Annotated in this window: 17 protein-coding genes and 1 pseudogene; all 18 read right to left on the bottom strand. The window is 60.3% G+C overall.

All coding sequences use genetic code 11. From position 1 onward, the window contains the following. Positions 1–7: 7 nt before the first annotated feature. Positions 8–352 (bottom strand): Hpt domain-containing protein, encoded by a 345-nt coding sequence (locus tag K1567_RS24820; protein ID WP_034114730.1) that lies wholly within the window; start codon positions 350–352, stop codon positions 8–10. 30 nt (positions 353–382) lie between these two features. Next, positions 383–2,101, bottom strand: coding sequence for a fused response regulator/phosphatase (locus K1567_RS24815; RefSeq protein ID WP_034114732.1), 1,719 nt, complete (start codon positions 2,099–2,101; stop codon positions 383–385). After that, positions 2,098–2,402, bottom strand: a pseudogene (locus K1567_RS24810) (STAS domain-containing protein). Before K1567_RS24810 ends, K1567_RS24815 begins: the two are co-directional and overlap by 4 nt. Positions 2,403–2,480: 78 nt before the next feature. Further along, positions 2,481–2,930: a flagellar export protein FliJ gene (gene fliJ / locus K1567_RS24805; protein ID WP_034099491.1), complete on the bottom strand. Its 450-nt coding sequence runs from the start codon at positions 2,928–2,930 to the stop codon at positions 2,481–2,483. A gap of 3 nt (positions 2,931–2,933) precedes the next feature. Beyond that, the gene (fliI, locus tag K1567_RS24800; RefSeq protein ID WP_034099493.1) at positions 2,934–4,292 is read right to left on the bottom strand and encodes a flagellar protein export ATPase FliI; all 1,359 of its coding nucleotides are present in this window, start codon (positions 4,290–4,292) and stop codon (positions 2,934–2,936) included. Beyond that, positions 4,282–5,046, bottom strand: coding sequence for a flagellar assembly protein FliH (gene fliH / locus K1567_RS24795; RefSeq protein ID WP_034099495.1), 765 nt, complete (start codon positions 5,044–5,046; stop codon positions 4,282–4,284). The genes fliI and fliH overlap by 11 nt, the downstream gene beginning before the upstream one ends. A gap of 10 nt (positions 5,047–5,056) precedes the next feature. Then, positions 5,057–6,076 carry a flagellar motor switch protein FliG gene (fliG, locus tag K1567_RS24790; RefSeq protein WP_034099497.1) on the bottom strand — a complete coding sequence of 340 codons (1,020 nt, stop codon included), beginning with the start codon at positions 6,074–6,076 and terminating at the stop codon, positions 5,057–5,059. Then, a complete protein-coding gene (gene fliF / locus K1567_RS24785) occupies positions 6,069–7,847 on the bottom strand; it encodes a flagellar basal-body MS-ring/collar protein FliF (protein WP_034099499.1) in 1,779 nt (592 codons plus the stop codon). Before fliF ends, fliG begins: the two co-directional genes overlap by 8 nt. Before the next feature lie 16 nt (positions 7,848–7,863). Then, positions 7,864–8,193 carry a flagellar hook-basal body complex protein FliE gene (gene fliE, locus K1567_RS24780; protein ID WP_034099500.1) on the bottom strand — a complete coding sequence of 110 codons (330 nt, stop codon included), beginning with the start codon at positions 8,191–8,193 and terminating at the stop codon, positions 7,864–7,866. A gap of 128 nt (positions 8,194–8,321) precedes the next feature. After that, positions 8,322–9,698, bottom strand: coding sequence for a sigma-54 dependent transcriptional regulator (locus K1567_RS24775; RefSeq protein ID WP_034114734.1), 1,377 nt, complete (start codon positions 9,696–9,698; stop codon positions 8,322–8,324). Positions 9,699–9,704: 6 nt separating this feature from the next. After that, the gene (locus tag K1567_RS24770) at positions 9,705–10,916 is read right to left on the bottom strand and encodes a PAS domain-containing sensor histidine kinase (RefSeq protein WP_047881320.1); all 1,212 of its coding nucleotides are present in this window, start codon (positions 10,914–10,916) and stop codon (positions 9,705–9,707) included. A gap of 110 nt (positions 10,917–11,026) precedes the next feature. Further along, positions 11,027–12,502, bottom strand: a complete 1,476-nt coding sequence (locus K1567_RS24765) for a sigma-54 dependent transcriptional regulator (protein WP_034099504.1) — start codon at positions 12,500–12,502, stop codon at positions 11,027–11,029. 169 nt (positions 12,503–12,671) lie between these two features. Further along, a complete protein-coding gene (gene fliT / locus K1567_RS24760) occupies positions 12,672–12,968 on the bottom strand; it encodes a flagellar protein FliT (RefSeq protein WP_034099506.1) in 297 nt (98 codons plus the stop codon). Between the two features lie 25 nt (positions 12,969–12,993). Next, positions 12,994–13,383, bottom strand: a complete 390-nt coding sequence (gene fliS, locus K1567_RS24755) for a flagellar export chaperone FliS (protein ID WP_034099507.1) — start codon at positions 13,381–13,383, stop codon at positions 12,994–12,996. 128 nt (positions 13,384–13,511) lie between these two features. After that, a complete protein-coding gene (fliD, locus tag K1567_RS24750; protein WP_220698953.1) occupies positions 13,512–14,879 on the bottom strand; it encodes a flagellar filament capping protein FliD in 1,368 nt (455 codons plus the stop codon). 83 nt (positions 14,880–14,962) lie between these two features. Further along, a complete protein-coding gene (locus K1567_RS24745) occupies positions 14,963–15,307 on the bottom strand; it encodes a flagellar protein FlaG (RefSeq protein WP_034099511.1) in 345 nt (114 codons plus the stop codon). 76 nt (positions 15,308–15,383) lie between these two features. Continuing rightward, positions 15,384–17,078, bottom strand: coding sequence for a flagellin (locus K1567_RS24740; RefSeq protein ID WP_220698952.1), 1,695 nt, complete (start codon positions 17,076–17,078; stop codon positions 15,384–15,386). Between the two features lie 277 nt (positions 17,079–17,355). After that, the gene (locus tag K1567_RS24735; protein ID WP_034114743.1) at positions 17,356–18,285 is read right to left on the bottom strand and encodes a ketoacyl-ACP synthase III; all 930 of its coding nucleotides are present in this window, start codon (positions 18,283–18,285) and stop codon (positions 17,356–17,358) included. Between the last annotated feature and the right edge of the window lie 156 nt (positions 18,286–18,441).

The following is an 18,441-nucleotide window of genomic DNA, read 5'->3' as shown; positions in this document are numbered from 1 at the left end:
TTTGGCGCTACACCTGATACCGCTGGCGCTCCGACTCATACAGCGGCTTGACCAACGCAAACTCATGATCGATCTGATCCACCAGCGCCTCTAGATTTGCTGTCGGCTCGCCGGATTCCAGCTCCAGCCGCTGGCACAACTGCGCCAGGCGCACAGCCCCCAGGTTACCGCTGCTGCCCTTGAAGCTATGGGCGATCCTGCCCAATGCTTTAGCGTCATCCCGCGCGGTGCGCAGCGCTTCGATGCGTTTTTGCGAATCGTCAAGAAAGGTTTCGAGCAGTTTGGGGTACTCGCCTTCCATGACTTCCTGCAAACCCGACAACACGTCAGGGTCCAGATGAACATCGACCACTTGCTCGCTCCTTGATCAAGAATCGGCGGATTATGCCAGAGCCTCCCAGGAAAACTCCACGCAGACACAGCGCCCGCCATCGGACCAGCGTATATCGCGGCTGAGCTGGCGTACCAGGCTCAAGCCGCGCCCAGACAGACGGTCGGTATCCGCCGGCCGCGCCAGCACTTTTTCCACGTCAAACCCGGGGCCGCTGTCTTCGATCCGCAAGGTCATCGTCCCGCCCGCTCCATTGGGCGCCACTTGCACTTGCACTCGCACGTAACCACTGTCCAGTTGGGCCAGACGCTCGTTGCGCTGGCGATAATAGTCCGCGAAGCCCTGGGCATCGCGTTTGAGCAAAGAATCCAGTCCGAGTACGCCGTGCTCCAGCGCGTTGGAGTACAGCTCGGCCATCACACTGTAGAGCGCGCCGCTCTGTGCACGCAGGCCGTGGATCTCCAACAGCAGTTGCAGCAGGTAGGGTAACGGGTTGTAGTGCTTGAGGGTTTCGGCGCGAAATTCGAAATTCACTGACCAATCCCGTGGGCACGACTGGCCGCTGTCGGCGTATAACGGCCCGGTGGCGCGCGTCGCCAGACCTGACCTCAAGGTAATCTCCACCATGCTCACGTCATCGCGGGCTTCACCGCGAAACGCGACCAGCGCCTGTTCGATGTCGTCGAACAGACGATCGGGCTCGCGGTTGGTGTCGAATACCTCCTGCAGACGCTCGACCCCGAACAATCGATCATTGGCGTCGGCGGTTTCCAACACCCCATCGGACAGCAGAAACACCCGGTCGCCCAGGGCCATGGGCCAGACTTCAGTGCGGTCGTCGAACAGTTCCGCCGACAACACTCCCAACGGCAGGTGTCGCGACACCAGCGGTGTACGCTTACCCGTGGCTACCTCATGCACATAGCCCTCGGGCATGCCGCCGTTCCATACCTCGACCACGCGCCGATCGGTACTCAGGCACAGCAGGGTCGCGCAGCAGAACATGTCCACCGGCAGAATACGTTTAAGCTTGGCGTTCATCTCGCGCAGAGTCTGCGCCAGGCCATAGCCCTTGGCGGTCATGCCATAGAACACTTCCGCCAGGGGCATGGCCCCCACTGCTGCCGGCAAACCGTGGCCGGTAAAATCGCCGAGCATTACGTGCATATCGCCGGAGGGCGTGTAGGCCGCCAGCAGCAAGTCCCCGTTGAACAACGCATAGGGCGATTGCAGGTAGCGAATATTCGGCGCGGCATTGATACAGCCCGAATGCGCGACCTTGTCGAATACCGCCTTGGCCACCCGCTGTTCGTGCAGCAAGTAATCATTGTGCTTGGCGATCAGGTCGCGCTGCTGCAAGACCGTGGCTTGCAGGCGGCGCAGGCGGTCCATGGCGTTGATCTTCGCGGCCAGGAGCAAGGGGTTGTAGGGCTTGGCCAGGAAGTCATCGCCGCCGGCGTCCAGGCACTCGGCTAGGTCGGCGCTGTCGGTCAGGGAGGTAAGGAAGATGATCGGCACCAAAGCTTCGCCGGACAACTGCTTGATCCAGCGCGCGGCTTCGAAGCCGTCCATCACCGGCATCAGCGCATCCATCAGCACCAGTTGCGGACGCGCGCGCGTGAATACCTCGACCGCTTCGCGCCCATTGGCGGCGGTGAGTACTTGATGCCCCTGACGTCGCACAATGGTCGACAGCAGCAACAAGTCAGTAGCGCTGTCATCGGCGATCAGGATCGTTAGCGCCTCATGGGCGGGGGCCAGGGCGCTCAATTGATGTCGAACAGTTTGTCGAAGTTGGAGATGGCGAGGATCTTGCGCACATCGGAGTTGCTGTTGATCACCCTGACCTCAGACTCGTCCCCCCCGCGTGGTCTCGCAGCAACAGCAGCATGCCCAGGGCGGAACTGTCTAAATAGGTGGTTTCTTTAAGGTCGACGATATAGGTATCTGGATCCTTGTAGAACCGCTCGTAAGCGTCACGAAAGAGCTGGTGGCTGCTGAAATCGAAGCGGCCTTTGATAACGATGGTCAACTTCTTCCCGTCCGGGGATACAACTGACTCGACTGACATATGACTGCTTCCTTGTCGTAGGTGACGTACACACAAGGTTTAGCAGTTGAACCGAGTGCGGGCAACACAGTCCGTCATTTAGAACTGTTCCGGACGCGGCAGGCGTTGGGACAGTTCATCCAGCAACTTCTGCTCGCGCTTGTCTTCAATCGCCCGCGCTTCATCGATATAGCGCTGCACCAGTTTGCGCAAACCTTCGACGCGGGCGAATGCCTGCTGCCAGCTCTCACGGGCCTTGTCGAGATTGTTCTGGTGCCAGGCCAGGCTTTGACGCTGCTGGCCGACGGCGGTTTCCAACTGGTTGAGAAAGCCCTGATAGCCCATCAGCCATTGGCCCGATACGCCTTTGGCGCCGCGCTCGATCCACTGCTGCTGGTACTCGCCGCGAAAACGCTCCAGGTCGCCCAGCTTGCTTTCGGCCAAGCGCACTTGGCCCTGGAAATACCCCAGGCGCTGCACCGCGGTTTTTTCGGCCTTTTCGGCCATGTCCACCACCGGGGCCAAGCGTGACGCGCGACTGCTGGCCATGGCTTAGCCGCCTGGCGCCGGGGCGAAGATAGACTGCAAGTGCGCTTCGCTTTCGCCCATGCTGATCTTGTCGTTGAGGCCCTGGCGCAGGTACGTCACCAACTGCGGTTGCAGGGCGATGGCCAGGTCGGTGTCGCGATCGCCGCCGGCCACATAGGCGCCGACGCTGATCAGGTCGCGACTCTGCTGATAACGCGACCACAACTGCTTGAACTGCTGGGCACGAGTCATGTGCTCGGGCGTGACCACCGCCGGCATCACCCGGCTGATGGACGCTTCGATGTCGATGGCCGGGTAGTGCCCCTCCTCCGCCAGCCGCCGCGACAACACGATATGGCCGTCGAGTACGCCCCGGGCCGAGTCGGCGATGGGGTCCTGCTGGTCATCGCCTTCGGACAGCACCGTGTAGAACGCGGTGATCGAGCCCCCACCGGCCTCGGCGTTACCGGCGCGCTCCACCAGCTTAGGCAGCTTGGCGAACACCGACGGCGGGTAACCCTTGGTGGCCGGCGGCTCACCGATGGCCAGGGCGATTTCCCGCTGGGCCTGGGCGAAACGGGTGAGCGAGTCCATCAGCAACAGGACGTTCTTGCCCTTGTCGCGAAAGTATTCGGCGATACGCGTGCAATACATGGCGGCGCGCAGTCGCATCAGCGGCGCATCGTCGGCAGGGGATGCAACCACCACCGAGCGTTTGAGACCTTCCTCGCCGAGGCTGTGCTCGATGAACTCCTTCACCTCCCGGCCCCGCTCGCCGATCAGCCCAACCACGATGATGTCGGCCTCGGTAAAGCGCGTCATCATGCCCAGCAACACCGACTTACCCACGCCGGTGCCCGCGAACAGGCCCAGACGCTGGCCGCGGCCGACCGTCAATAAACCGTTGATGCTGCGAATCCCCACGTCCAGCGGCACGCTGATGGGGTTACGGTTGAGCGGGTTGATGGTGGGGCCGTCCATCGGCACCCAATCTTCGGCCTTCATACCGCCCTTGCCGTCCAGCGCGCGACCGGCGCCGTCGAGCACGCGACCGAGCATGCTCATGCCCATGGGCAGGCGGCCGGTATCGGCCAGGGGCACCACGCGGGCACCGGGGGCGATGCCCGCCAGGCTGCCCACGGGCATCAGGAAAATCTTGCTGCCGGAAAACCCCATGACCTCGGCTTCAACCTGCACCGGGTGATAACTGTCGTCGTTGATCACCATGCAGCGGCTGCCCATGGCGGCGCGCAAGCCTTCGGCTTCGAGGGTCAGGCCGACCATGCGCAACAGCCGCCCTTCCAGGATCGGCTGGCCGGGCAATTCGGTGGCTTCGGTGTAAGCGCTCAAGCGCTTGGTGAAGCTGGTGCGATCAAGGCGCATCGGGGGCGTCCAAGTCGATGCTCAGGTCCGGTTCGGCCGGGTTCAGCACCTGCTCGTGCTGTTGATCGAGCAACTTGGCCATGATCTGGCTGATGCGGGTTTCCACCGTGGCATCGATGCGGCTGTGCTCGGTCTCGACGCGGCAACCGCCGGGCTGCAACGCGGCGTCTTCGACGATGCGCCAGGTTTCTTCATGGCGCTCGCGCAGGGCTTTGACCTGTTCGAAATCCTGCGGGTTGATGTATAGCCGCACATTGCCGACGCCCAGGGGCAGCAGCTTGAGGGCTTCGCGCATGACGCTTTCGATCTGGCTGGAGTCCAGCGCCAACTCACGCTGAATCACCTGACGCGTCATGTGCTCCACCAGGCGCACCATGGCTTTTTCGATCTGGGTGTCCTGTTCGGCGATAGGCTCGAACAAGCTGCCCATCAAGCGCTCCAGGCTGGCCAGTTTCACAGCCAGCGCGGCCTCGGCTTCCTGGCGCACCTTTAGGGTGGTGCTACGAAAACCGTCTTTTTCACCAGCGGCAAAGCCCTCGTTGTAGGCTTCCTGGCGGATGCTTTCCAACTCTTCCAGGGTCAGCGGCTGGACTTCTTCCAGCGGCACTTCTTCCATTTCCACCGGTAGTTCTTCCACCGGTTCGGGTTCGGGTTCAGGCACATGCGGGTCGAAGCTGGGCAACGACCAGATGTCGAACCCGCCGACATCCCGTGCGCGAATCAGATCGCTGGGTGCCTCATCTTTGCTCGACATGGACAACGCCTTAGATCATTTCTTCGCCGCCCTTCCCACCGAGAACGATTTCTCCGGCTTCGGCCATACGGCGGGCAATGGTGAGGATTTCTTTCTGCGCGGTTTCCACGTCGCTGACGCGCACCGGGCCCTTGGCTTCCAGGTCGTCGCGCAACAGTTCGGACGCGCGCTTGGACATGTTCTTGAAGATCTTTTCCTTGACGCCGTCGTCGGAGCCTTTGAGTGCCAGTACCAGCACGTCGGAGGACACTTCGCGCAGCAACGCCTGGATGCCACGGTCGTCGACATCGGAGAGGTTGTTGAACACGAACATAAGGTCTTCGATCTGGCCGGACAGGGTGTCGTCGATCTCGCGGATCGAGTCCATCAACTGGCCTTCGACCGAGCTGTCGAGGAAGTTCATGATGTCCGCCGCGCGCTTGATACCGCCCAGGGTGGTACGCGAGGCATTGGAGTTGCCCGAGAACTGCTTCTCCAGGATGGTGTTCAGTTCTTTCAGGGCCGCCGGCTGCACGGTATTGAGCGACGACACGCGCAGGATGATGTCCAGACGCACTTTGTGGTCGAAGTGGCCCAGCACTTCACCAGCCTGGTCGGGGTCAAGGTACGCCACCACAATCGCTTGGATCTGCGGGTGCTCGTAGCGGATCACATCGGCCACGGCGCGCGGCTCCATCCACTTGAGGCTGTCCAGGCCGCTGGTATTGCCGCCCAGCAGGATACGGTCGATCAGGCCGTTGGCCTTGTCTTCGCCCAGGGCCGAGGTGAGCATCTTGCGGATGTAGCTGTCGGAACCGACGCCCAGGCTGGTCTGATCGCCGACAATCTCGACGAACTCGCTCATCACCTGTTCGACTTGCTCGCGGTGCACATTGCGCATTTGCGCCATGGCCACGCCCACCCGTTGAACCTCTTTGGGCCCCATATGGCGCAGCACTTGGGCGGCGTCGGTTTCCCCCAACGACAGCAGCAGGACTGCGGCTTTGTCGACTCGGGAGAGCTTGGCAACAGCGGCTCGATTATCACTCATCTGCGTTAATCCACTCTTTCACGACCTGAGCCACACGGCCCGGGTCTTCTGCTACCAGACTCTTGATTGCGTTCAACTGCGCGTCATAGCCTTCGCTCGGGCTTGGCAACAGGATGCTTTGCGGGCCGCCGAGGCTGACGCGGTCGTTGCCCAGTTCGCCGTCCAGGCCGCCCATGCCACCCAACTCGACATCGCTGCCGCCGGCCAGGGCCAGTTGTTTCTTGCCATTGCCAGTGATGTTGTTGAGCACCGGACGCAGCACGCCGAACACCAGCACCAGGATGAACAGCACACCCAGCACTTGCTTGACGATGTCCCAGAACCACGGCTGCGAGTAGAACGCAGGCTCGGCAATCACTTCGCCACGCTCGGCGGAGAACGGCATGTTAATCACGCTCACGCTGTCGCCACGGCTGGCGTCGAAGCCGACGGCGTCCTGCACCAGGCGGGTAAAGCGCGCCAATTCGTCGGCGCTCCACGGGGCACGGGTGACCGCGCCGTCTGCGGCATTGACCTTGACCTGATCGTCGACCACTACCGACACCGACAGGCGATTGACACGGCCCTGCTGCTGCTTGGTATGGCTGATGGAACGGTCCAGCTCGAAGTTCTTGGTGGACTGGTTACGCTTGTCCGCCGGGTACGGGGCGAGCATCGGCTGGCCGGTGGCCGGGTCCATGATCTGCTGACCGTTGGCGTCCAGCAGCGGTTGCCCAGGCTGGATCGCGCCGGCGGTAGCGGCGGCGCCACCGGTGGTTTGCGGGGCCGAGGCCGGCGATGGCGGCTGGTTGCTCAGGGCTCCCGGCACACCTTGGGGGCCATTGCTGGCGGTGCGTTGTTCGCTGGTGGACTGCTCGCTGCGCAGGGCCGGCTGGTCAGGGTTGAACTGCTCAGAGGTGGACTCCACGGCGCTGAAATCCACATCGGCGGAGACTTCGGCTTTATAGCGGTCATTGCCCAACACCGGTTGCAGGATGTTGTGCACGCGCTGGGTCAGCATGCTTTCCACGCGGCGGCTGTAATCGAACTGCTTGCCGGCCTGGGTCAGCGCGGAGTTCTCAGCTTGGTCGGAGAGCAGGTTGCCCTTTTGATCCACCACGGTGATCTGGGATTTGCTCAGTTCGGGAACGCTGGTAGCCACCAGGTTGACGATGGCATTGACCTGACCGGGTTCCAGGGAACGACCGGCGAACAGCTCAACCAGCACCGAGGCGCTGGGCTTGCGCTCATCACGCACAAATACCGAGCTTTTCGGAATGGCCAGGTGCACGCGGGCACCCTTGACGTTATTGAGGCTGGAGATGGTACGCGCCAGTTCCCCTTCCAGGCCGCGACGATAACGGGTGGCTTCCATGAATTGACTGGTGCCCAGGCCCTGGTCCTTGTCGAGGATCTCAAAACCGATATTGCTGTCGGACGGCGTCACACCGGCAGCGGCCAGCTTCATGCGCGCACGGGCGACGTCATCGGCCTTGACCAGCAGAGCCCCGGAGTTGGGCTCCACGGTGTAGGCGATGTCGGCGGCGGCCAGGGTTTCCATGATCTGTTTGGAATCCAGGCCAGCCAGGCTGCCATACAATGGCCGGTAATCGGGTTGCTGCGACCACAACACCACGGCAAAACCAATCGCCACGCTGGCAGCCAGGCCGACCAACAGGCCAACCTGACGCAACATGGTCATTTCCGAAAGGTTTTCCAGGAACGACAGGCCAAACAGCGGCGGCTTGCCTTCTGTCTTGGCGGGTACGTTGTCCACGACTGCTTCTGCCATGACTTAAATCTCGCCCTTAAACCGGCATCTGCATGATGTCTTGATAGGCCTGAACCAGCTTGTTACGCACTTGGGTCAGAGCCTGAAAGGAAACGCTGGCTTTTTGCGAAGCGATCATCACGTCGGTGAGGTCCACACCGCTCTTGCCGATCTCGAACGCGCTGGCCAACTGGCTGGAGGCTTGCTGGGTGTCGCTGACTTTATTGATGGCCTGACCGAGCATGTCGGCAAAACTGCTTTGGCCCAATTCCGGCGCTGGCGCGACGGATTTCGGTTGAGCCATGGCATCCATCTGCATGGAGCGCATATCCAACATCAACCGATTGAACTCAATACCCTGGCTCATGACCTTCTCTCTCCGACCCGCAAAAATTTGACACTACGCTGCAGTTACTAGGGGAGGTAGCAACAAGGGTGCCAGATCCGTGGCGACTCGTAAGAAAAGGCGACAAACCTTGTACGCCTTGGCTATTTTCAGGTGGCGAAAAGATACGCTTCCACATCCATGCCCGCGTCGCGCATCTGCGCCAACTTGTAGCGCAAGGTGCGCGGGCTGATGCCCAGGCGTTCGGCGGCCTCTTTGCGGCGGCCGCGCTCGGCGCGCAGGGTATCGATGATCATCTGGAATTCGCGGCGACGCAGGTCATCGCCCAAAGCGCTGGCGGTTTCCACCTCGGCGACCAACGGTGCGGGGGCCAGTGTCGGCAGCGGCGCCGCGCCACTGCCCATGGCCAGACAGAAATCCTGGGGTTGAATCAAGCCGCCCTGCTGCAAGATCAGGGCACGTTGGATCGCGTTGTCCAGTTCCCGCACGTTGCCCGGCCATGGATAGGCGATCAGGCACGCCTGCGCCTCGGCCGACAGCCGCGCCTGGGCGTGCTTCATTTTTTTGACGTGGTTGTTCAGCAGGCGCTCGGCCAAGGGCACGATATCCGCCGGACGCTCGCGCAAAGGGCGCCAGGCCAGCGGAAACACCGACAGGCGATAGAACAAGTCTTCACGGAAGCGCCCCGCCGCCACTTCGCCGGCGAGATCGCGGTTGGTGGTGGCCACCACTCGGATATCCAACTGGATCGGTTTGCGCGCGCCGACGCGCTCCACTTCGCGCTCCTGCAACACACGCAGCAACTTGGCTTGCAGACCCAAGGGCATCTCGGAAATCTCGTCGAGCAGGATCGTGCCGCCGTCGGCCTGCTCGAACTTGCCGGCTTGCGCCGCAATAGCACCGGTGAATGAGCCCTTTTCATGACCGAACAGCGTGGCTTCCAGCATGTTGTCGGGGATCGCCGCGCAGTTGATGGCGATGAACGGCTGCTTGGCGCGGGTCGACTGCTGGTGAATGTAACGCGCCAGCACTTCCTTACCCGTACCGGACTCACCGGAAATCAGCACCGTGGAATCGCTGCGCGCCACGCGGGCCGCCAATTCCAGCAACTGGGCGCTGGCTGGCTCGATGGCAATCGGACCCTCGCCTTCGTGCGCCGAGATCACGCCCAGAGCGTGGCGCGCTACCAACTCGATCAGGGCCTTGGGCTCAAAGGGCTTGACCAGGTAATCCGCCGCGCCCTGGCGCATCGCATCCACCGCGCGCTCCACGGCTCCGTGGGCAGTCATCAACAACACCGGCAGTTGCGGCTGGCGGGCGCGCAGCAGGGCCAACAACTGGTGACCGTCCATGCCGGGCATATTGACGTCGCTGACCACTAGGCTGAACGCCTCCTGGGCCACCGCCTCCAAGGCCTCCTCGGCAGACCCGACCGCCCGGTAGTCATGGCCCGCCAGCAGCAGCGTGTCAGCCAATGCTTCACGCAGGGCGCGATCGTCTTCCACCAGTAAAACCTTGATAGCCATGACTCTTTACTCCGCGCTTGCCGCGCCTGAAAACAGCGGCAAGCTCATCAATGCACAGGTGCCGCGCCCCAACCGGGAACGCAGCTGCAATTCTCCCTGATGGGCGCGCGCCACGGCCTTGACCACCGTCAGGCCCAGGCCAGTTCCGTTGGTCTTGGTGGTAAAAAAGGGTTCGCCCAGACGCCGCAGCACCTGCGGGTCGATGCCACTGCCGTTGTCGCTGATGCACAGGCGCAGCGAATCTTGACGGCGATATAGATGCACCTTGAGCCGCGCGCCGGGGCCGCTGGCCTGGGTGGCGTTTTCGATCAGGTTGAGCAGCGATCCCACCAGGGTGTCGCGATTGCACAGCAACTCGCCTTGGTGGCTGTCGCACTGCCAGCGCACCTGCGCGTCTTGAATGTGTGTGGCGGCCGCCGCCTGCAGGGTCTGCATCAGCTCGGCCGGAGTGATGCGGTCGGTCAACGGCAGTTCGCCGCGAGCGAACACCAACATGTCGCGTACCTGATGCTCCAATTCGTGCAGACGCTCTTTAAGGCGCCCGGCGAAACGCTGATGGGTCACGGCTGGCAACTGTTCATCAGTCAAATGACTGGCGTAGATCAACGCCGCCGACAAGGGCGTACGGATTTGATGCGCCAGAGAAGCGACCATGCGCCCCAGGGACGACAAGCGCTCATGGCGCGCCAACTGGTCTTGCAAGTGGCGGGTTTCAGTCAGGTCGTTGAGCAGCACCAACTGGCCGGGCTCGGCGTCCAGGGAACGGGTGGAAATCGACAGTCGACGCCCATCCTTGAGGGAGATTTCATGACCATCATCTTCGCGCGGGGCGAAGCAGCGGGTGATGACGTGACGCCACAGCTCGCCTTCCAGCGGCAGTCCCAGCAGGTCGCAGGCAGCCGGGTTGGCTTCGCGCACGCGGCCCTGGTCGTCAATCACGATCACGCCGCCGGGCAACAGGTCGAGCAGGTTTTGCAAGCGGTTGGCCAGGCGTTCTTTCTCGGCCAGCTCCTGCATACGCTGAGCACTGACCACCGCCAGCTCGCCTTTAAGCTCCGAGACCCGGGCTTCCAGCAGACTGTAGGAGTCGCTCAGTTGGCTCGACATCTGGTTGAACTGCGAGAACGCATGTTCAAGACCCTGCCGGGCGAGCGGCTCTGCGGAGGGAACAAGCCCCTGGATGGCAGGGGCTGAGGCTAATTGGGCGGCGTGGGGCATGATGCTCTCTCGCTTGGCTGACCGTCAGTTAAACGGAACGTTGCGAGGGCTGTAGCAATACCCGTGCCTAAAAAAATAGGCTTAGTTTTCAGTCAGTTGAAAAACAGGCGTCAATCATCCGCCTGTTCGTCACCTTCGCGGCGGCTCATACCGTACTTGCGCATCTTCTCCACCAGGGTGGTACGACGAATGCGCAAGCGCTCGGCGGCACGGGCGACAATGCCACCGGCATCGTCCAGGGCTTGTTGGATCAGGCCCTGCTCCAGGTTGCCGAGGTAGTCCTTCAGGTCCAGGCCCTCCGGCGGCAGCATGGCAGTGGAACCGAAGTCCGGGGTGTGGCCGTTGATGGCGACCCGTTCTTCCATGTCACTGCGCAGACTGTCGACCAATTGCTCATCTTCGTCGTCGACATAGCGGAATTTCTTCGGCAGCTCGACCACGCCGATCACACCGTAGGGGTGCATGATCGCCATGCGCTCCACCAGGTTGGCCAGCTCACGCACGTTGCCCGGCCAGCCGTGGCGGCACAGGGACATGATTGCGGCGGAATTGAAGCGAATCGAGCCACGCTTTTCGTGTTCCATGCGCGAGATCAGTTCGTTCATCAGCAGCGGGATGTCTTCCACGCGCTCACGCAGCGGGGCCATCTCGATAGGGAATACGTTGAGGCGATAGTAGAGGTCTTCGCGGAAGCTGCCGATCTCGATCATGCTTTCGAGGTTCTTGTGGGTCGCGGCGATGATGCGCACGTCCACGCTCTGGGTCTTGTTGCTGCCCACACGCTCGAAGGTGCGCTCCTGCAACACACGCAGCAGCTTGACCTGCATCGGCAGCGGCATGTCGCCGATTTCGTCGAGGAACAGAGTGCCGCCGTTGGCCAGCTCGAAACGCCCGGCACGGCTGGTAATGGCGCCGGTAAAGGCGCCCTTCTCGTGACCGAACAGCTCGCTTTCCAGCAGCTCTGCCGGAATCGCCCCGCAGTTGACCGGTACAAAGGGCCCGTCGCGGCGCTTGGAATGGTAATGCAGGTTGCGCGCGACCACTTCCTTGCCGGTGCCCGACTCGCCGAGGATCAGCACGCTGGCGTCAGTGTCGGCCACTTGCTGCATCATCTGGCGCACGTGCTGGATGGCGCGGCTGGTGCCGACCAGGCTACGGAACAGGTTGGGTTCGCGATGACGACCGCGCTCGCGAGCCTGGTCGTACATCTCGCGATAGACCTGGGCACGGTGCAGGGAATCAAGCAATTTGCTGTAGCTGGGCGGCATTTCCAGGGTGGAAAGGACACGTCGGCGCTGGTCTTCGGGCAGGTCGAGCGAAGAATTTTCGCCCATCAGCAACACGGGAAGGAACTCATCCCAGGTAGACAGTGTCTTTAACAAGCCCAAAACAGCGCCAGGAGCGTTTACCGTCCCGATCAGCACACAAATGACTTCACGGCTCGACGACAACGAGCTGACCGCCTGCTGCCAATCGTGGCTGCCGCAGGGCAAATTTTCTTCGCCGAGAAAATTCAAAATCACCGCTAAATCGCGGCGGCGGACGCTATCGTCATCAATCAGCAGAATTTTGGTTTCACGCCACATGCAATAGCAACTTCCCTAGTAAAACTTCCTGCCCAAGTGTAAGGGCAATCGAGACGGCTGTAGGACTTCTTACTCTATAGACGTCTGAACTCTGAAAACAGCACTAGTTAAGTCAAAAAAGCTGGCACGGTCAAATTTATGACGCGCCGGTCGGATTAACTGCGTCTGTTCAGCCGAACAGATGGTAGACCTTTGACGCATTCTTCGCTTGGTTGATCTGCGACATCTCTTCGAAAATCGCCTGGCGCTCGCCGGTCGTTACCTCCAGCAATTGCTGGTAGACCGCCAGCAGACTCTCCAGCTTCTCACGCAGCGCATCTTCGTCCACAGGGGCTTCGCTGAGCACCTCATCAATCACCGCACGGCAACCCAGATCCAACTCGCTGACAGCCTCCCAGTTGCGCTCAGCCAGCGCGCCGATCAGGGCTTCGCGGGTCTCGTCAATACGTTGCAGTGCGTGGCTCATGATGTGTACCTCTAGGCGGTCCGCCTTATTGTGGAGCAATGGCATCCCAGCCAGTCTTGACGGTGATCAGCAGACGCGCGACTTCGTCGATCATCTCGGCGTCATTGACCTGATTAGCCTCGACCAGACGATTACCCATGTAGTTGTACAGCGCGTCCAAGCGCTGAATCGCTTCCGGATCTTCGGCCTTCTCCGGCTCCAGGCCATCGCGCAGGCCGGAGATAATTTCAATGGCCTTGCCTAGCAACAGCCCTTTCTGGGCGATATCACCGCGACTCAACGCGCCCTTGGCCTGCGCCATACGATCCAAACCACCCTCCATCAGCATCTGCACGAGGCGATGCGGGCTGGCCTCGGAGACCTGAGCATGGGAATTGACCTTCTGGTACTGGCGAAGGGCTCTCATCGGGTTCATGTTGCTACCTCGTAACGGGCTACAATCGAATAGGGTTGCTTAACCAGTTTTTCGACCATGGCGACAAAAACTTTAATCCAGAACTATGCGACAAAGCCCTGGATCAGGGCTTTTAGGCGCACCGACTATCAGCTCGACTTCGGATTGTTCAGCGAGTTGAGGGTGGTCATGATGCTGGAGCTGCTGGCATTGATCTGCGCGATCATGGTGTCCATCGCGGTGTACTTGGCGGTCAGGGACTTTTGCAAGGCGTCCATGCGTCGTGTCAGATCCGCCGTCTGGGTGTTCAAATCCGTCAACTTATTGTTCAAGTCGGTCGCACGGGCTGCCAAGGTGCCAGTGGTGCCCACGTAACTGTTGGTCGCCTTGTTCATGCGTGTGATCAAGCCAATGTCGCCGGTAAACAGCTTGGCAATATCGCCTGCGCCCTTGACCACCGCTTTGTCCCAGGTCTTATCGTCCAGGCTCAACAGCCCGGTTTTCTGATCCGTGGTGATACCCATCTGCGCCAAGCTGGTCATGGTGCCAGCGCCAGAGCCGTTGACCAGTTCGGAGCGCAGGCTGTTGACCAATTGACGCATCGACGCGTCGCCCGTCAACGCCGCGGCTGTGGTGGTCGAGGCATCCCCGGTAGCCGTGACTTTGGTCTGGGTGTTGATCGCGGTCATCAGCGTGTTATAGGCACTGACGAAGGACTGCACCGACGTCTTCAATGTATCGGTATTGCTGGCCACGGTGATGGTCGTCGGCTTGGTCGTATCGATCGTGTCCAGCAGGTCCAGGGTCACACCACTGATCGCAGAGGTGATCTTATTGGTGTTCGACGACATTTCAACGTCATCGATTGAATACTTGGCGTTGGTGGGGGCTTTGCCTTTGTCGTAGCCTACGGCCAGTTCGGAATCACCGCTGAGAGTGATGTCGGTACCATCCCCCATGGTGGTCGAGGTCAGCACCAGACGCGCGCCGTTGGAGTCACTCAGCACGTTGGCACTGATGCCCTGAGCCGAGAGCTGGGTATTGATCGTCTCGCGCACTTGCTGCAAGGTCGCGCCGCCGGGAATTACCACGTCATAGCTTTTGCCCGACTGATTGATCGTCAGCGTCTGATCTTCGTCGGTGCTGTTGGCCTTGCCAGAAGCGCCGTCCGCATTCATCGCCGTAGTGACTTTCGACGCGGTCGCCAGGTTGGTGACTTTAAGCACGTATTTGCCGCTGGATGCACCGTCCCCCAGAGTGACCTTGATGTTCTTCTCCTCCGAAGAGGAGGCCGACAGCCCGTTAAACGCCGAGGCATTGTTCAACTTGGTGATCGCCGCCTGGTAGGCTTCCAACGCCGTCTTGACCGAGCCAACAGCCGACAACTGGACGGTGGCTGCTTTCTGTTCGTTGGTGATCTGCTGCTGCTTGGGCGCCTGCTCAGCCCCCACCAACGCTTTGACGATAGCCTGCGTGTCGTAGCCCGAACCTGGGCCGGAAATCGTTGAACTAGCCATTTGCCATTCTCCTTGTCCTGCAGCGGCCGTTTTTTTGGCGCTCGCGTGCTCTGACCGCAATCAGAAACATGTTTCGTGCCAACTCACGCCTTGCTGTCAAACAGCACGCTGCTGGCATCGCTCAGATTCTGCGCCAACTTCAGCGCGGTCTCCGATGGAATTTGTCGAATTACTTCGCCACTGTCCGTGGCAATCACCTTGACGACCACTTTGCCGGTGGTGTCATCGATGGAAAAATCCAGATTGCGCTGTGAAGCCTGCACAAACTCTCGTATATCAGTCACCGCTTTTTCCAATGCCACGCGCTGGGGCTCTTCACCCTTGACCGGTTCACTGGGGGCCGCAGGCTTGAACGGTGTTACAGGCGCACTACTGGCCTGGGTAATACCAGCCGGGTAAGACGCGTTAAGCTTGATGCTCATGTCCATGTCATCACCTCCAAACTGAAAAAACGGAAGGGCACGTTGTTAAACGCACCCTCCCGTTATTTAACCGCTACCGCTATTACTGAAGCAGCTTCAGAACAGAGGAAGGCAGTTGGTTGGCCTGGGACAGGATCGCAGTGGAAGCCTGTTGCAGGGTTTGTTGCTTGGTCAGTTCAGCAGCTTCAGAAGCGAAGTCGGCGTCTTCTACGCGGCCTTTGGCAGCGGAGGAGTTCTGCGAAATGCTCTGCAGGTTGGCCACAGTGCTGGCGAAGCGGTTTTGTACGGCACCCAGCTGCGAACGCTGGCTGTCGATCTGCTGCATGGCGTCGTCCAGAGCCTGGATAGCCTGCTGCGAAGAAGCGGCAGTCAGGATGTTCAGGTCGGAAACGCTGGTTTCCATAGTGACGGCGGTTTTAGTACCGGCCGCAGCAACAGTGGTCAGACCCAGTGCCGCCAGGCCAGTACCGGCGCTGCCGTCCTTGATGGTGATGTCTTTGTCGGCGAACAGGTTCAGGGTGCCGTCAGTATTTTTGCTGGCTTGTACACCGGTGCTGGCGCTGTTGATCGAAGAAACGATCGCGTCAGCGGTATCACCCTTTTTGAACTTCACTTCAACGCCGTTTACGTCGATCGAGGTGTCAGCGGTCAGTTTGGCCTGAGTAGTACCAGCGGAGAGGCCCAACTGCGACAGCGAACCGGCGGAAGTATTGGACAGTTTGATATCTGCACCATCACCCGACGTCAGCTTGACACGACCATCAGTGAAAGTGGCCGTGGCACCAGTACCCGCGGCGCCGGCGAGGCTGGTGAGAACGGACGCCATCGTGGCGCCCTTTGTCCAAGTTACGGCTGTCCCGTTAACCGAAATGGCACCGTCAGCAGTAAGGTCACTGGAGGGAGCAGGAGAAGCAGCAGCCGTAAGGTTGAGCTTGGCTAAACCGTCGTTGGTAGCACCGGCGGCAAGGGTAAATACCTTGGTCGACGAGAGGCTCACGATACCAGTAGCGTCAGCGCTGGCAGTAACACCAGTGGTGGCCGTTTGTGCGTTAATGGCTTTCACTGCATCATCAGCAGCAGCGGTAGCAGTAGCACCACCCGCAAGCGTGATCGTCGTGCCGTTAATGGTGAAGTTATCACCAGCAGTGGTAGCGCCGGCTGCAGCAGACCCAGTTACGGTTGATTTATCAGTCAGAACCGAGCCAGTAGCGGTAGCAGCCAGACCAGTCATCGCGGCGCCGTTTACGGCAGCTTCTTTGTAGTTGCCTTTCAGCGCAGTAGAGCTGATGTCGGTCATACCGAACGAGATAGTCTCGTTGGCGTTTGCGCCAATCTGGAACGCTACGTTGTTGAACGAGCCGTCCAGCAGGTTACGACCACCGAAGGTAGTGGTGCTGGCGATACGGTTCAGCTCGCCCACTTTAGCGGTGAATTCTTGCTGCAGGGAAACACGGTCAGCGTCGCTCTTATCACCGTTCGCCGCTTGCAGGGCGAGTTCACGCAGACGCTGCAGGGTGTTGGTGGATTCTTGCATCGCGCCTTCAGCGGTCTGGGCAATCGACACGCCGTTGTTGGCGTTGGCGATCGCAACGTTCAGGCCCTTGACCTGGTTGTTCAGACGGTTGGCGATCTGCATGCCAGCAGCGTCGTCTTTAGCGCTGTTGATTTTCAGACCGGAGGACAGACGGTTCATCGACTGGCTCAGAGCGTCGGAAGCTTTGTTCAGGTTCTTCTGGACACCCAGGGAAGTGATGTTGGTGTTTACTGATAATGCCATGACGAAATCCTCGTTGGTATTGGATACTGCGGCTTCCGGCCCTGGCAACCGCCGGGTGTGGCCTAGAGAACCTACGTAATAGTTATCGTCGTGGTAGCCGGTTGCTTGAGGGTTTTTTTGATTTTTTTTACTGGCGTGGTGCCACCCCTTGTAATTCAAGGGTTTAAGCCGGGTTTTAACGCCGATTTTGATGGCTTTTCTGGCGCCAAATAAAAAACGCCGATGATCTTTCGATCATCGGCGTTTGCTTTTGCGGTGAACGCAGTCTAAAGACGCGTCACGGACGATGCAGAATCGCCGAGCCCCACGACAGGCCCACACCGAATCCACTGATCGCCACACGCTTCCAGGTGGCGTCCATCACGTGCTTTTCCAGCAGCAATGGAATGCTCGACGACACGGTGTTACCGGTCTCGACCATGTCCTTGATGAACTTGTCCACCGGCGCCTCTTCGAAGCGACGGGCCACGGCGTCGACAATCGCCGCACTGCCCTGGTGAATGCAGAACGCGTCGATGTCATCGGCCTTGAGGTCCGACTCATTGAGCAGCTCGTGCAAATGCGCCGGCACTTTGAGCAAGGCAAAGTTGAACACCTGGCGACCGTTCATGAAGAACACGCCATCGCTGACCTTCAGGTGCGGTGCGCCGGAACCGTCGGTGCCGAACTTGGACTTGCCCAGCAGCCACGAGGCGTCTTCGCCCATCCAGGTCGCAGTGGCGGCGTCGCCGAACAGCATGGTGGTGTTGCGATCTTCCGGGTCGACGATCTTGGAGTACGGGTCGGCGGTGATCAACAGGCCGTTCTTCAGGCCGGCGGCCTCCATGAAGCCCTTCATCGCGTAGATGCCGTAGACGTAACCGGAGCAGCCCAGGGAAATATCGAACGCGGCGACGTGGGTCGGCAAGCCGAGTTTGTCCTGGACGATGGCGGCGGTATGGGGCAAGCCCTCTTCGTCACCGTTCTGGGTCACGACGATCAGCGCGTCAATCGACTCGCGCTTGAGATCCGGGTTGTTGGCAAACAAGGCGTTGACCGCTTCCACGCACAGATCTGAGGTTTCCTGCGTGGCTTCCTTGCGCGGCAGGAACGCCGAACCGATCTTGCCAATGATGAACTCTTCATCCTTGGCGAATTTGGCACCCTGGGCGTAGTTATCGATACCGTCCGCCGGCACGTAACTGGCGATGCTTTTTATGCCAATCATTGTGGCTTCCCAATACTAAATAGCTGGAGAACACCCCACGGCCGACGCCTGGAGTGCTGACAATAAAGGGGGTAACCCCATAAAAATCCCGCTGAAAGCCGCCCCGCAAGGACCCTGAGACGACTTATCCTTTTCACACGATACAGTGAAGATGCG

This window comes from Pseudomonas sp. S5F11, assembly GCF_019641515.1.
Lineage (GTDB): Bacteria > Pseudomonadota > Gammaproteobacteria > Pseudomonadales > Pseudomonadaceae > Aquipseudomonas > Aquipseudomonas rhodesiae.
This window is presented reverse-complemented; position numbering and strand designations above follow the sequence as displayed.